The organism is Paenibacillus sp. FSL L8-0435, assembly GCF_037965655.1.
Taxonomy (GTDB): domain Bacteria; phylum Bacillota; class Bacilli; order Paenibacillales; family Paenibacillaceae; genus Paenibacillus.
This window is the reverse complement of sequence record NZ_CP150185.1, coordinates 1987906-2003367: the sequence shown is the minus strand read 5'-3', so window position 1 is coordinate 2003367 and position 15462 is coordinate 1987906. Positions and strand designations below refer to the sequence as shown.

Sequence of the window (15462 nt, the reverse complement as noted above, 5' to 3'; positions counted from 1 at the left end):
AAGCATAACATTTTCCGCGTCGTTATGATATATTTAAAGGGTTTAGAGATCAAAAAGAGGTGAGTCATATCCATGAAATTGACAATTCAACTATTTGCAGGCATTGCAGAACGTTTAAATACATCCCTTCTGGAGTTTGAGTACATTGGAGACCTTCCAACCGCTGCCGATTTAAAAGAAAAACTGAGTCTGGCCTATCCAGAGGCAGCTTCTCAGATAAGGACATCTTTTTTGGCAGTTAACCAGCAGTACGCTCCTGCCGATACTATACTTAGCTCAGAAGATGAACTTGCGTTAATCCCTCCCGTCTCTGGAGGTGATGGTACGGATATATCCGATGAAAAGCTTCGCTCTACCGTTCCAGAACATCGGACTGAAGATGGCTTATTTCTGATCACAGAGTCCACCTTGTCCGTGGAAGCAACAACGGCGCTAGTGATTACCCCGAATCACGGGGCAGCTCTTACTTTTGTAGGCACGACTCGTGAAATGACTGGTGAACAGCGCACCGTTCATCTTGAATACGAAGCCTATGTGCCGATGGCTCTTTCTCAGATGGCTGCCATTGGTGTGGAAATCTCCGATCGCTGGCCTGGTGTGTTATGTGCAATCAGTCACCGAATTGGCAAAGTGGATGTGGCAGAGATTAGTGTAGTCATTGCCGTTTCCTCGCCTCATCGCAACGACTGTTATGATGCAAGCCGTTACGCCATAGAGAGACTCAAACAGACCGTTCCGATCTGGAAAAAGGAAATTTGGGAAGATGGATCTGAATGGAAGGGACATCAATTAGGACCATGGAACCCCATGGAGAACTAAATAATGAGCCTTTACACCTTTTAGATTGAGTGGGTTAATAGTAAATAAGTCGTTGTCAACCCATTTTTTTCTTGTTATTATAATTATATGTGTCGATATTAGTCGAGAAAAGGTGGTTTATACGTGAGAGTGCATGTTACTGATCTTAAACCGGGTGACCTGTTAAAAAATGATGTATACAACAGTTCGGGTCTCCACATGCTGATGAAAGGTTCCACCCTCAGTGAAGATGACCTATCCAAACTGTTGCAACATGGAATCGAGTACGCAGATGTAGAACACACACCATCCGACCTACACTCTGATGCACAAACCTTACCTTCCGATCAGACCCGTCTGTTAACTAACTTGTTTAACGATACGATCAAAGGTACTGAATCTCTATTTCAACAAGCGATGGAGAAGGGTTTTATTGATGAGACACAGGTCGATGAGATTTTGTTTACCCTAACAGAACAGTTGGAAAAACAAAAAGATGTTGTCTCCTTGTTGCTTATGCTGGACGGGGAAAGCGATTATACGTACAACCATTCATTGCAAGTCGGAATGCTCGCTTTTTATATCGCCGGCTGGATGGGTTACAACCCCGAGGAATGTCTAACGGTAGCCAAAGCAGGATATCTTCATGATATCGGCAAGTCCAAGATTCCTTCTGAGATTTTACATAAACCTGGTAAATTGACCACGGAAGAATTTGACGAAATGAAGAAACACACATTCTATGGGTACGATATCATTAAAGAATCCACGCAGGATGAAATTCTGGCAATGGTTGCACTTCAGCATCATGAGCGCGAGGATGGAAGTGGTTATCCTCATGGACTTCGAGGGGACGAAATCCACCCATATGCCCGTATAACTGCTGTAGCAGACGTTTACAGCGCCATGACGACAAATCGGGTGTACCAGACCAAACAGGAACTGATCTCTGTTCTGTGTGAACTGTACAGTCTCAGCTTCGGTCAGTTAAACGGTGAAGCAACGCAGGAACTGATCAAGCATATGCTACCTAATTTTATCGGTAAAAGGGTTCTGCTCACCACGGGTCAGACGGGACTCATTGTCATGAATAATCCTGCGGATTATTTCCGACCACTCGTTCAGACCTCTACAGCCTTTATCGATTTAGCGAAAGAAAGAGATATTGCTATCGTTGAAATTTATGTACAGTAGTGGTGTAACAAGCCTATCTGTTCATTGTACTCAGCACACAGGATGGATACGAAGCAACAAACAGGAAGTAGCTTGAATAACCAACTCATAGGTTGGCATATGACAAAAGGGAAGCCGTAATCGGCTTCCCTTTTGTCTATTCCGATTCAATCATGTTGGATTACACGCAGAATGCTTTTGTGATGATAACCAACAGAATGAACAGTACCAAGATTGCACCAGTGTTTGTGAACATATTGTATCCGCCAACGCCGCCTACTCCGCCTACTCCGCCTACGTTGCCACCACAGCCATATCCTACTTCGCTCATGTGATTGCCTCCTCTTCATCAGGTATACCCTAACATATGACGTTTCCGGTGGAATGAACCGGGCGAACAGGCAACATTCGATAAATGGTTGTCTGTCTGCATCTACCTGAGTGGATCAGCCTTCTGTTACTCCCTGTTCTTTGCAGGAATCTATGTGTCGGAATCCGAATGAACCTGGATGCCTTTTTCCTTGCGGTACATGATAACAAGTAATCTCCAAAATTCATAACTGCCTTTGTCGTTCATAATAAACGGTCGATAATAATCAAATGCTTGCTGCGCCCATGCGGGACAATCCATATTGGAAAGTTGCTCCTGTTGCTGAATCCATCCCCCTTGAATCTCCAGCGTTTTCTGCATGGCTTCAAACATTTTCTTCTGCTCAGTGGTCATCGGCGGAGCCTCCTGTTCCTGAGATGCAGTTCCGTATTCGGCCTGTAGATACGCACCCGGTTCCGTCACACCCTCTTCGCTGGCTGTATACCCATAAGATGGTGCACTTGTTTTACGAATCTCATAATGTACATGCGGACCAGTACTCTGACCTGTGCTCCCCTGATTACCGACAAGCTGGCCTCGCTTCACCTGCTGTCCAACGCTTACAGCAATACGTGAAAGGTGCGCATAACAATGCAAGTAGCCACGATGATCCTGAAGGGCAACTGTAAGCCCGTAACCGCCGAATCCGGAGCCTGTAACTCCTTCGGAAGCAAAACGTACCCTACCTTCCATAAAGGCATAGACGGGGCCATTCCAGGGCTCTGTCACGAGATCGATTCCGCGGTGAAATGTCTGTCCACCATGAATAGGATGAATTCGATAGCCGAATGAACTTGTAATCCGATAGCCCTCGAAAGGGTTTACGCTCATACACTCACATCCTTTTCTATCATTAAATGCTTAAATCTATGAAATGGCTTGTGCTATTGGTCTTATTTTATTCCACAAAAATACCCCCTAGAGAGACTTTTTAAAAGTCTGCTCTAGAGGGTATTCGATCACTTGAAACTATATCTACTGCTTAACATCAGCAGCTAGGTTTAGCTTTACGGCTTCGAAAGGCGCTGCATTGGATTAGCCAATGGAGCCTTCCATTTCGAATTTGATCAATCTATTCATCTCAACGGCGTATTCCATTGGCAATTCCTTCGTGAATGGCTCAATGAAGCCCATGATAATCATCTGTGTTGCTTCCGCATCAGTCAGACCGCGGCTCATCAGGTAGAAGAGCTGATCCTCAGACACTTTGGATACTGTAGCTTCATGCTCCAGCATGATGTTATCATTCATGATTTCATTGTAAGGAATTGTATCCGATGTGGACTCATTATCGAGAATGAGTGTATCACACTTGATGTTAGATTTCGCGCCCTCAGCTTGACGTCCAAAGGAAGCCAAACCACGGTACGTTACTTTACCACCATGTTTACTGATGGACTTGGATACAATCGTAGATGTTGTATCTGGAGCCAAGTGGATCATTTTCGCACCTGCATCCTGATGCTGGTTTTTACCAGCTACAGCGATGGAGAGTACGGAACCTTTAGCTCCACGGCCTTTCAATACAACCGCTGGATATTTCATCGTCAGTTTGGAACCGATGTTACCATCGACCCATTCCATCGTTGCATTTTCTTCTGCAACCGCACGTTTCGTAACGAGGTTGTAGATGTTTGGTGCCCAGTTTTGGATCGTTGTGTAACGAACACGGGCATTTTTCTTACAGATGATCTCAACGACCGCACTATGCAGTGAGTTCGTGCTGTAGATTGGAGCTGTACAGCCCTCTACATAGTGAACGAAGCTATCTTCGTCGGCAATGATGAGTGTACGCTCGAATTGTCCCATATTCTCGGAGTTGATCCGGAAGTAGGCTTGCAGAGGCACTTCACATTTAACGCCCTTAGGCACGTAGATGAAGCTTCCTCCGGACCATACCGCACTATTCAATGCAGCAAATTTGTTATCTGCTGGCGGAATAACTGTTGCAAAATATTCACGCAGGATTTCCGGATGCTCTCTGAGAGCCGTGTCCGTATCCATGAAGATTACACCTTGGTCTTCCAATTCCTTTTGCATGTTGTGGTATACAACCTCGGACTCATACTGAGCCGATACACCTGCAAGGAACTTTTGCTCTGCTTCAGGGATACCCAATTTATCAAAGGTTTCCTTGATTTCGGAAGGAACTTCCTCCCATGTTTTACCTTGTTTTTCAGAAGCACGCACATAATATTGAATTTCATTGAAATCCAATCCGTCGAGATCTCCGCCCCATTTTGGCATTGGCATCTTTTCGAATTGTTTCAAGGATTTCAAACGGAATTCCAACATCCAATCCGGTTCATTCTTAATCTTGGAAATCTCGGTAACCACTTCTGCAGTCAGACCTTTACCGGTTTGAAAGATGGATTTGTGCTCGTCGCGAAAACCATATTTGTACTCTTCCATTTCTGGTGCTTTTTTAGCCATCTTGCTCTACCTCCCTATCGTTATTGTACTTTATTCTCTTCGTCAATCCCTTTGCGTAATGCATTCCAGGCCAGAGTGGCACATTTGATGCGTGCAGGGAACTTGTTCACACCGGATAGGGCTTCGAGATCTTCATAATCGTCGAAATCGACTTCTTCACCTTTCATCAGTGAGGAAAAACGGTTAGCGATATCGAGTGCCTGCTCCATCGTTTTGCCTTTGACAGCCTCTGTCATCATCGATGCAGAGGACATGCTGATGGAGCAGCCTTCACCCGTATATTTGGCTTCCTGAACGATTCCGTCTTTCAGCAAAATTTGCAGTGAAATCCGGTCGCCGCACGTTGGATTGTTCAAATTCACCGTGACAGCGTCATTATCAAATGTTCCGCGGTTACGCGGGTTTTTGTAGTGGTCCATTATAACACGTCTGTACAGATCATCAAGTTGCATCGCCAAAATACTCCTTTGTCTGGATTAAGGCGCTGACAAGCCGATCTACATCTTGTTCGTTATTGTATAGATAGAAGCTGGCACGAGCTGTTGAGCTAACTTCAAGCCAGCGCATTAGCGGTTGACAGCAATGATGTCCGGCACGAATGGCTACGCCACTCGCATCCAGCACAGTTGCCACATCATGTGGATGAACATCCCCCAGATTAAAGGTAACGACACCCACATGCCGCTTGGCTGGGCCATAGATGGTTAACCCATCGATCTCAGCCAGTCGTTCTGTTGCATAAGCTGCCAGCACACTTTCATGATGTGCGATCTCATCCATACCAATCTGCTCCAGAAAATCAATGGCAGCTCCCAACCCTACCGCACCTGCGATAATCGGGGTTCCACCTTCGAACTTCCAGGGAAGCTCTTTCCAGTTGGATTCGTACAGACCCACATCATCAATCATTTCACCACCGAACTCAATGGGTTCCATGGACTCCAGCAGCGCCTTTTTGCCGTAGAGTGCACCGATTCCGGTTGGTCCGCACATTTTATGACCGGATAATGCATAGAAATCACAGTCCAGATCCTGAACGTCCACCTTCATGTGAGGTGTGCTTTGTGCGCCATCAACAACGATGACAGCACCATTGCGGTGTGCAATTTCAGCAATTTGTTTCACTGGATGGATCAGACCCATAACATTGGATACATAAGCGATTGCTACAATTTTAGTATTGTTCGTAATCGTCTTCTCAACATCAGCCAATTCAATATGACCGTCAGGCTGAAGCGGAATGTATTTCAATGTTGCACCTGTCTCCTTGGCAACTTGCTGCCAAGGAATCAGATTACTATGGTGCTCCATTTGCGTGATAACAATTTCATCGCCTTCTTTGCAATTGGCGCGGGCGTACGATGAAGCCACCAGATTGAGGGCTGTCGTTGTCCCGCGAGTAAAGATAATCTCCTGTGTACGGCGGGCATTGATAAACTTGGCTACCTTCTCACGTGCGCCTTCGTAAGCGTCCGTTGCACGGCTTCCAAGGGTATGAACACCTCGGTGTACGTTGGAGTTCTCATACTCATAATAATGTTTGACTGCTTCAATCACAGCATGAGGCTTCTGTGAAGTTGCAGCACTATCTAAATATACGAGCGGGTGTCCGTTAATTTCCTGGTGGAGGATCGGGAACTGCTCGCGAATGGACGGGTTCATTGTCCCAGCTTCTTCTCAATCAGGGACTGCAATTGGGTGCGCAGTGCTTCCAGAGGAATATCCGCCACCACCGGAGCCAGGAAGCCATAGATGATCAGGCGTTCGGCATCCGTACGGTTAATTCCGCGCGACATCAAGTAATGAATCTGCTCGGCATTGACTTGACCAACAGAAGCAGCGTGACCTGCCGTTACATCATCCTCGTCAATAAGAAGGATTGGGTTGGCGTCTCCACGTGCTTTAGGGCTCAGCATCAATACTTTCTCTGTCTGCTGTCCATCAGCTTTGGTAGCGCCTTTCTCAATCTTCGTGATGCCGTTGATGATTGCAGAAGCTTCTTCACGCATAACTGCACGTGTAATCATCTGGCTTGGTGTATTCTTGCCGAAGTGACGAGCTTCTGTGGTGTAGTTGATTTTCTGTGAACCGGAACCTACAGCGATGACTTTGGAATCAGAACTTGATCCATTGCCTTTCAGCACGGTCATCGTGTTGCTCGCTGTGTCGCCATTGTTCATTTCACCTACAATCCACTCGATGGAAGCATCATTCTCCAACACTGCACGACGGAATGAAACATCAGTTACATTCACACTCAGTTGATGAACCGATGCGAAACGTACTTTAGCACCGGATTTTGCGAATACTTCCACAACACCATTATGGAAAACAGGTGCGGACAATTCGCCAGATACATAGTTATCAACATAAGTTACTGAACTGTTTGCTTCTGCAACTACAAGCACGTGAGGGGCAAACGTTGCAGATGCGTCGTCCGTAAGCAACACTGCTTGCAGTGGTACTTCGATTTCGACATTTTTCGGAACATACAGGAAGACCCCGCCATTCCAAAGTGCCGCATGTAATGCAGCGAGGGAATGCTCATCCGCTTTCACTGCTGTGTTCAGATATTGTTTTACCAGATCGCCATGTTCGCGAACCGCTGTAGCCAGATCCGTGAAGATAACTCCTTTTGCTGCCAGATCAGCAGACACCTTGGAGTATACCGTACCGGAATTGCGCTGGATAACCAGACTGCCCTCAGCTTGATCCTGAACCAGATCTTTGATAGAAGCAGGTACTTCTGTCAAAGAAGAAATGGCTTCACTTGTTTTATATGTTCCGTACTCGCTGACATTCCAGCGTTCGATTTTTTGTTTTTCCAGTTTAGGAAGCGCAAGCCCGCTCGCAAGCTTTAAAGCTTCAAGCCGCTGTTCGGTCAACCAGCCGGGTTCATTGTTGCTTTCCGACAAGGCGCGAAGCGCTTCAGATTCAACCGGAAGAATTGTTTGTGTAGTCATTAATTAATCCTCCTCCGTTTTGTCTTTACGCTTCTTGGCCTACAGTTTCGTCTGTAATTCCCAGCTCTGCCTTTACCCAGTCATACCCTTCCGCTTCCAGACGGTGAGCCAACTCAGGTCCGCCGGATTTCACGATACGACCTTGCATCATTACGTGAACATAGTCAGGCGTAATGTAGTTCAACAGACGTTGGTAGTGAGTGATGATCAGGAAGCCACGGTCTTCGCTCTTCATAGCGTTCACACCGTCAGCCACGATTTTCAAAGCATCGATGTCCAGACCGGAGTCAATTTCATCAAGTACTACGATTTTCGGATCAAGCAGCATCATTTGCAGAATCTCGTTACGTTTTTTCTCACCACCGGAGAAACCTTCATTCAGGTAACGGTGAGCGAACTCAGGATTCATGTCGAGTTCTTTCATTTTACCTTCCATTTGACGAATGAACTTGATCAGGGAGATCTCGTTACCTTCGCCACGACGTGCGTTAATTGCACTACGCAAGAAGTCGGAGTTTGTAACACCTGCAATTTCACTTGGGTATTGCATAGCCAGGAAAAGACCTGCACGTGCACGCTCATCTACAGCCATATCCAATACATCTTCACCATCAAGTGTAATTGTACCGTCTGTTACTTCATATTTAGGGTGGCCCATCAATGCAGAAGCCAGAGTGGATTTACCTGTTCCGTTTGGTCCCATGATTGCGTGGATTTCTCCACCTTTCATTTCCAGGTTGATGCCTTTCAGGATTTCCTTACCTTCGATCGTCGCTTTCAGACCTTCAATGACGAAATTCGTAGCCATGTGTATTGTTTCCCTCCATTGATTAAATTGATGTTGTTGTCGAAAAAGAAAAAGCGCCTATTATATCTGAACAGGGCTTCCCCTGAATTTCTCCTGTACTTGAATCTTTCAAAGCAAGAACACTTTAGAATAATTCTAAACTGATTCTCAATGATAATCAAGTCATTTCCTAAGAACGTTTGTCCCTTGCAGGAAACATTATTCTTTCTGATTCTATATTAAAAGACAAATTGAATCAAATTAGAAAACATCTTACTCACAAATGTACAGTGAGAAAAATCACAGCAATTCAAGCTTTTATGTCATCTGCTGTACACTAATCTAAAAAAAGGACTTATCCATATCATGGACAAGTCCTCCCGTTAAATAACGTTACTATTTACAATTTGAGCATCTCGTTAATCTTCTGTACCTGTTCGTCAAAATCCGCAACGTCCACCACCGGCGTCATTTCGCGCGGCACCGGACCATTCGGAATAGAAATCCATGAACGACAACCGTTATATTCAGGCAGTACGGGGATTTCCATCGGTTCTTTCAAAAGGTACACACGTAAAATCAATACATGGAGCGGATCTTTCCGTTTCCATTTCAAACGGTCTTCGGCAAAATCCGCTGTCCACATATGAAAGTCAAGAAGTCGATCCAGCATCTCCTGATCTCGTATCTCCAGATCCTGCGTTACTTCGGCATATGCAGTAATACGGATTGTCGAAGCTTCGGGCACCCATTCGGCCAGTGATTCTTCAACATAGGATTGATCCGAGGACTTAATCAGTTCTTTACGCTGATGTTCATAAGTCGGATACAGGTAAAACGCCGGACTTTTCAGCTCAAAATGTCGGGTTTCCTCTATGATTCCACCTTTGCGCATCACCATAATTTGGCGACCCGTTTCCAGTGCTTTGATTGCAGAAGCCCATTCTTTTAAAGCCGGTATCGTTGGTTCTAACATAAGCGGTTCCCTCCCCTATCGTTCTTGTCAGCAGTATAGACGCTCTGGGCGTTTCTGACAACATGATCGGGGATCAGGAAGCTTACGTAAGAAACATACTTATATTAGATTAAATCTTGGCTGTATTAACCCAAGAAAGAGCGAAGCATCCACATGTGTTTCTCAAGGTCAGCCTTGAAGCCTGTCAGCATATCGGATGTTGGTTGATCTTCAGCTGAATCTGCAACATCGATACCTTCCTGATATTCATTCGAAAGTGTAGCGAAGTCCTCGATCAGGTTTTGTACCATCGTTTTTGCGTCTTCTCCGCCTGCTGCTTCCTGAATAGAGGAAAGCTCCAAATACTCTTTCATTGTAGCCGCCGGGCTACCTTTCAGCGTAAGGATACGCTCTGCGATTTCATCCATTTGTACTGTAACTTCGTTGTAGAACTCTTCGAATTTCACATGCAATGTGAAGAAGTTAGGTCCTTTAACGTACCAGTGATAGTTATGGATTTTAACATACAATACGTTCAGGTTAGCTACCTGACGATTAAGTACTTGTTCCACCGATTTTGCTTGATCTGTTTTGTTTTTTGTAGCCATATTAATCCCATCCTTTATTTAAAATTAGTCTGTCATGCCATGATAAGCAGGTTGTCCCACAATGCATAACAGAGAGTTAATAATGTGTCACCACATGTAGTGGAGAGGCTTGTTAACGGCGTTTCTCTCAACCGTCCGGCCTATTTGTTTTTACCCTTGAACCGGAAGTTCGAATCAGGATCGACTTGACTTGTCTCAAAAAAAAGTTCAAAAACCGCGTTATTTCCGATATACTGACATATACCAAGCAAAGAAGTGGGTTTTCCTGTTTCTTCATATATATGGAGGTGGCACCTTTGTCCCAATATCGCCCGTTTACCCCCCAGGATGCAATTGAACTGGCCAAAACATTACCGGGTCCATTTGCGGCAGATGCGAATCTGGATTGTCACGAGATCGGCGATGGCAATCTGAATTTGGTATTCCACATCACGGATCAGAACTCCGATAAAAGTATCATTATCAAACAGGCGCTTCCTTATGCGAAAGTGGTTGGAGAATCATGGCCGCTCTCTCTGGTACGTGCCCGCATTGAACGTGAGATTCTTCAGGAAGAGTATCGTCTATGTCCAGGGATGGTACCCGAAGTGTATCATTACGATGATGACCTCGCGTTAACGGTTATGGAAGATCTGAGTGATCATGTGATCATGCGTAAAGGCCTGATCGAAGGTGTTTCCTATCCTCTTTTTGCACAGCATATTGGGGAATTCATGGCAAGAACGCTGTTCTTCACATCCGACTTGGGCATGGATCAGCAATTGAAGAAGGAACAACAGGGCAGATTCATTAATCCGGACCAATGCAAAATAACGGAGGATCTGATCTTTGATGAACCCTACCGGATCGCCGAGAAAAATAATTATGATGTTTCCATTGAGGACGAGGCTGAAGCCCTTCGCACAGATGGAGAACTTCACCTTGAAGTGGCCTTGCTGCGGGAAAAATTCCTGACACATGGGCAGGCATTGCTTCATGGAGATCTGCACACAGGCAGTATTTTTGTTACACCTGAATCAACCAAGGTCATCGATCCCGAATTTGCATATTACGGCCCCATGGGATTCGATGTCGGTGCAGTCCTCGCGAACCTGCTCTTGAATTACGCATCCCTTCCAGGATGGATTCAGGATGAGTCTGCTTTGCGTGAGCGTGAGACGCTTTTGCTTAATATGGTTCGTGATGTATGGACTGAATTCGAGTCTCGTTTCCGTGCCCTCTGGGTTAATGACCTCGTCGATCCGATGGCAAAAACACCAGGCTATCAGGATCTGTATGTGCAACAATTGTTCAGAGATTCGATCGGCTTTGCAGGTGCCAAAATGGTTCGTCGTATCGTGGGACTCGCTCACGTGGCGGATATAGATACGATTCCAAATGCGACTGAACGTGAACATGCTCAGCGTAAAGCATTGTCCATTGGTAAAGCATTAATCAAGAACAATCGTCGCTTGAATACCATCGGCGAAGTACTGGATATTGTATCCACAGCTGTTACTACTACTAAGGCTTAACATAAGGAACGGAGGGAACCCCCTATGACAACCCCTGAATATCAGCCTCTGTCCTCTCTTATCTGGAAAAAGGACAAGCTTGAAATGCTTGACCAGCGTCTGTTGCCCGAAACGATCCTCATGTTGAAACTGTATACACCCGAGGAAGTATGGGAATCCATCCACTCCATGAAAGTACGCGGTGCTCCGGCGATTGGTATTGCTGCTGCATTTGGTGTTGTATTGGGTGCCAAATCATATGACGGAACAACCGTTCAAGGTTGGTTGGATCACGTAAAATCCATATGTGCTCATCTGGCTACTTCCCGACCAACAGCGGTGAACCTTTTCTGGGCACTGGATCGCATGATGCAAAAAGCAAATGAGGTCGTTGAATCCGGCCTGAGCCTGGATGAGGGCAATGATGCTCTTGAAGTAGAAGCTCTGTTGATTCAGAAGGAAGACGAAGAAGTATGCCGCATGATCGGCGAGAATGCACTGCCTTTGTTCGAAGATGGGATGGGTGTACTCACTCACTGTAACGCAGGCGGACTGGCTACGGCGAAATACGGTACGGCAACTGCTCCAATGTATCTCGCGCAGGAACGTGGCATTCACCTGAAGGTATTTGCAGACGAGACTCGTCCCGTACTTCAGGGCGCACGCCTGACTGCTTTTGAGTTACAGCAAGCCGGCATTGACGTTACACTGCTTTGTGATAATATGGCAGGCATGGTCATGTCCAAAGGTTGGATTCAAGCCGTTATCGTCGGAACGGATCGTGTTGCAGCGAATGGTGACGTAGCTAACAAAATCGGAACATACAGTGTCGCAGTGCTTGCTAAGGCTCACAATATTCCGTTCTATGTAGCCAGCCCATTGTCGACCATTGACTTGTCCACTCCATCCGGGGACCTGATTCCAATTGAGGAACGTGCTGCGGAGGAAGTGACCGAAGGATTTGGCAAACGTACAGCACCGCAAGGTGTTAAAGTATACAATCCAGCATTTGACGTAACGCCTAACGAATATGTAACAGCTATTATCACGGAAAAAGGCGTTGTTCGCGCACCTTTCCAAGAAAATCTGGCTGCCTTGTTCGCGAAGGAAGAAGCTTAATTTAATGAGAAGCGTTCGTGTATAGCTTTGCTAGTTACGATATGTCGGCTCTGTAATGCAACGCTAAAGAAGGGCTTCCCACATGGGGAGCCCTTTTGTTAGTGCTTAGATCATTTTCAACAAAGCCTCTACACCCGTCATGCCAACCGTAATGCCCATGGCCTCGGCTTCTGTTGTCACCGACTCCATAGGTGCATGCAACAATTGCTCCAGTGTACGCACACCAACCGCCCGAGCCGCAATAATTTTGCGATCCCCGAGCTTCTCATTAAGTAATCCCACGTCGAGTGCTCCGCACATGATATATCCTTTGGATGTGTTAATGGTCAACAACGTTGTTTTGGGCAGCTTGACTTCTACCCCTACCAATACATGCTCTCCAACTACAATGGGCTCCATCGTCACCATAATTCCCCAATCCACCTCCTCTTCCACAGGTCACGATAATTGTATGCCTCATTCTGGATTGTCGTGTGGACACCTGCCGTGTTTGAGAAAATGTGGGTACTTACAGTTCAAATATATTGTTGGTAATTCTTTTTCGCAGACTTAGATAGTAGAACTGAGCTTTCAATGAAATATAAAAAGCCACCTCAGAAATGAGGTAGCTCTCATAATAATCGTTAATATTTTTGAGCGTCTATAAGTTCATCAAGGTCATACTTCAAATTATAATCAGTGTATATCACTCTAAGCCTTACAGCATCAGTAACCCTAGCCAACATCAAACTAATACTGGTTTTTTTCTTGTCAATTACCCAATTACATTCCAAAGCAACCGCACCCGAGAGTAGATTTTTTTCTATGTCATCGTCATAATGAACTCGCTTTCCATTTGGAGTTAAACCATCTTGGAAGTTAATTGAAGCATCATATTCGTCAAAGAGGTCACGTTTTATACTGAAGTATTTATAAACTCTGTCCATAGTCGTTTTCTTAAAATCATTAGGATAAATCTCGTATACTGCACGTACTAATTTGTTTTTGTAGAATATGTATACTAGTTTTGCGTTGACTCTGAATCCCGTTGTTTTGTACTCCAATAACGAGATATCCTTTATTTTTGATTGATCTAGCAATTTAGATTTTTCTTTCTTTTTAACCTGACTAACTGTCATACCCCAATTTACGTTCTTAAAATCATACTTAGTAGCTGCTGTTGCTGGTTCATATGTAGTTGAAACGACAAACAATAATAAAACTAAAAACGATAAAACCAACTTCTTCATATGTAGACCTCATCTCCTAAATTATGGAATGATTATACCATGCCAAAAGGAGCGGGTCTATGGGATTCGATAGAAGGGATTAGAACGCAGGGAATAAACACCAATAAAAGCCCCCCTCACCCAAGGTGAGTTGAATTGGGCCTACTTTAAAACGTATGCTCATCATTCTTTAATCGCCTTATCTCCGTTAACTCTCTTCTAATTCCCAGTACACGTCTATGAAGTACACTTCGATCTATTGATTCAGCTACCGACTTTTTGAACTGGACATCCAATTCACTTAATGGCTCCTGAGCTAGTTTCTTTTTATGTATTGGTTTAACTTCAACTTTTGTAGTTTCAGGCTTGACAGGCTTCAATCTTTTCTGCTTCATAATCTGTTCAAATACACTGTCCTCTTGATGCATGGTCTTCATTCCTTAATGTGTGATGAGCATATTGTAACATAATAACGAGAAGACGGTTGTTAAACGTCAGAGTACAAACAATTAAAGTGGGCATAAGATGAATGTTGTCTCATACAGTTTATTATTTACGTGTAACAGCACTTTGCGACTCTACTCCAAAATGAGATACGATAAGTTGCTCCGCACATGCCAATACGCGCTCTCCAACAATAATAGACTGCATCGGTCAACAAATTTCCCGATCCACCTCCTGTTCCACAGGTCACGAATGTTGTTTCCTCATTCTGGATTGTCTTGTGGACAACTTCGAAAAGACGTGAATAATAAGGTTTAATTGTGATATTTCCCCATTCTAATCGGCATATTTCTGCGTCTCTAGCACTATGATAATTTCCTTTTTAATGATATAGTGAATTGAAGCGTTTTTTTGAGCTGACATACTTTTTAACGGGGCTGGGATGAATGAAAGAAACCTTATCCAATCAAGAGGACATCGGCTTTTTATTTAATGTCGATATACTTATTAAGAGCCGCTCAAATGCATTGGCACTGCAGTCCCTGTTGGAGTTCATAAACAATGAAGAACAAATTGCGGACTTTCGGATTCAATCCGGCATAGAGCTAGGCAAAATTATTGAAGCGACACTCCAGTCCAAGAAGGACTCTTTCGTCACACTTCACAACGAACGCAAAAAAGCCAACGCAGCACAGAAGGCGTCCACTGCAGCTCAGACACCTGCCTCACCTGCTCCAGTCAAAACACAGAATCTACAAGAACAACCGGTTAGCGAGAAAAAGCCTGCCACCCAAACATCCAATGTATCCGATGGAAACTCATTTGACGCGTGGATTGACACGCTCATTAAAGAGAATAAACTCACTCGTATTGTTGTCAATAACAAGAACGGTAAACATCAGAGCATTCCTTGCCGTATTCTGAATTTTGATCGTGATACCAGTATTGTGAGCATCTACCATGTTGATGAAAAACAGGTGTATACGTTCCGAACCAATGAAATCGATGAGTTTCTGTAACTAACTTCATCGGATTAAAACAAAAAGCAACTTGCGTTAGAATGACGGGACATTCTAACGCAAGTTGCTTTTTAGTTCTATGGTTCATGTAG

Annotated in this window: 17 protein-coding genes; 5 read left to right on the top strand and 12 right to left on the bottom strand. The window is 44.7% G+C overall.

The annotated features are described in order from the left end of the window. The first annotated feature begins 72 nt into the window (after positions 1-72). The gene (locus tag NST33_RS09215; protein WP_339183608.1) at positions 73-819 is read left to right on the top strand and encodes a molybdenum cofactor biosynthesis protein MoaE; all 747 of its coding nucleotides are present in this window, start codon (positions 73-75) and stop codon (positions 817-819) included. A gap of 123 nt (positions 820-942) precedes the next feature. Continuing rightward, positions 943-1992: an HD-GYP domain-containing protein gene (locus NST33_RS09210; protein ID WP_221823089.1), complete on the top strand. Its 1050-nt coding sequence runs from the start codon at positions 943-945 to the stop codon at positions 1990-1992. Positions 1993-2152: 160 nt separating this feature from the next. Here the strand turns inward: NST33_RS09210 and NST33_RS09205 are convergent, their stop codons facing one another. The 9 genes from NST33_RS09205 to NST33_RS09165 all read right to left on the bottom strand — a co-directional run bounded on the left by NST33_RS09205 (position 2153) and on the right by NST33_RS09165 (position 10087). Continuing rightward, positions 2153-2302, bottom strand: a complete 150-nt coding sequence (locus tag NST33_RS09205; RefSeq protein ID WP_339307660.1) for a YjcZ family sporulation protein — start codon at positions 2300-2302, stop codon at positions 2153-2155. Positions 2303-2452: 150 nt separating this feature from the next. Beyond that, a complete protein-coding gene (locus NST33_RS09200) occupies positions 2453-3172 on the bottom strand; it encodes a M23 family metallopeptidase (RefSeq protein WP_221823087.1) in 720 nt (239 codons plus the stop codon). A gap of 204 nt (positions 3173-3376) precedes the next feature. Then, a complete protein-coding gene (sufB, locus tag NST33_RS09195) occupies positions 3377-4774 on the bottom strand; it encodes a Fe-S cluster assembly protein SufB (protein WP_076209130.1) in 1398 nt (465 codons plus the stop codon). A gap of 20 nt (positions 4775-4794) precedes the next feature. Then, positions 4795-5226 carry a Fe-S cluster assembly sulfur transfer protein SufU gene (sufU, locus tag NST33_RS09190; protein ID WP_017689537.1) on the bottom strand — a complete coding sequence of 144 codons (432 nt, stop codon included), beginning with the start codon at positions 5224-5226 and terminating at the stop codon, positions 4795-4797. Further along, positions 5216-6436: a cysteine desulfurase gene (locus NST33_RS09185; RefSeq protein ID WP_017689538.1), complete on the bottom strand. Its 1221-nt coding sequence runs from the start codon at positions 6434-6436 to the stop codon at positions 5216-5218. Before NST33_RS09185 ends, sufU begins: the two co-directional genes overlap by 11 nt. After that, complete coding sequence (gene sufD / locus NST33_RS09180) at positions 6433-7737, bottom strand: Fe-S cluster assembly protein SufD (protein ID WP_036609929.1); 1305 nt, start codon at positions 7735-7737, stop codon at positions 6433-6435. Before sufD ends, NST33_RS09185 begins: the two co-directional genes overlap by 4 nt. A 25-nt stretch (positions 7738-7762) precedes the next feature. Continuing rightward, entirely contained in the window at positions 7763-8545 is a 783-nt protein-coding gene (gene sufC, locus NST33_RS09175) for a Fe-S cluster assembly ATPase SufC (protein WP_017689540.1), read from the bottom strand. A 379-nt stretch (positions 8546-8924) separates the two neighbouring features. Beyond that, on the bottom strand, positions 8925-9500 hold the full coding sequence (locus tag NST33_RS09170; protein ID WP_221823083.1) for a DUF1802 family protein: 576 nt from the start codon (positions 9498-9500) through the stop codon (positions 8925-8927). A 125-nt stretch (positions 9501-9625) separates the two neighbouring features. After that, positions 9626-10087: a Dps family protein gene (locus NST33_RS09165; RefSeq protein WP_221823081.1), complete on the bottom strand. Its 462-nt coding sequence runs from the start codon at positions 10085-10087 to the stop codon at positions 9626-9628. A 296-nt stretch (positions 10088-10383) separates the two neighbouring features. Between NST33_RS09165 and mtnK the strand changes: the two genes are divergently transcribed. Continuing rightward, positions 10384-11601, top strand: coding sequence for an S-methyl-5-thioribose kinase (gene mtnK / locus NST33_RS09160; protein ID WP_339307657.1), 1218 nt, complete (start codon positions 10384-10386; stop codon positions 11599-11601). Between the two features lie 24 nt (positions 11602-11625). After that, positions 11626-12699, top strand: a complete 1074-nt coding sequence (mtnA, locus tag NST33_RS09155) for an S-methyl-5-thioribose-1-phosphate isomerase (RefSeq protein WP_036609936.1) — start codon at positions 11626-11628, stop codon at positions 12697-12699. A 105-nt stretch (positions 12700-12804) separates the two neighbouring features. Here the strand turns inward: mtnA and NST33_RS09150 are convergent, their stop codons facing one another. From NST33_RS09150 to NST33_RS09140, 3 genes are all read right to left on the bottom strand, one after another. After that, a complete protein-coding gene (locus NST33_RS09150; protein WP_017689545.1) occupies positions 12805-13107 on the bottom strand; it encodes a DUF1805 domain-containing protein in 303 nt (100 codons plus the stop codon). A 215-nt stretch (positions 13108-13322) separates the two neighbouring features. Continuing rightward, positions 13323-13928 (bottom strand): hypothetical protein, encoded by a 606-nt coding sequence (locus tag NST33_RS09145; protein WP_221823077.1) that lies wholly within the window; start codon positions 13926-13928, stop codon positions 13323-13325. Positions 13929-14074: 146 nt separating this feature from the next. After that, complete coding sequence (locus tag NST33_RS09140) at positions 14075-14344, bottom strand: hypothetical protein (RefSeq protein WP_339307655.1); 270 nt, start codon at positions 14342-14344, stop codon at positions 14075-14077. A gap of 453 nt (positions 14345-14797) precedes the next feature. Here NST33_RS09140 and NST33_RS09135 point away from each other — a divergent pair, with 453 nt between their 5' ends. Beyond that, complete coding sequence (locus NST33_RS09135; protein WP_076318334.1) at positions 14798-15370, top strand: hypothetical protein; 573 nt, start codon at positions 14798-14800, stop codon at positions 15368-15370. Positions 15371-15462: the final 92 nt, after the last annotated feature.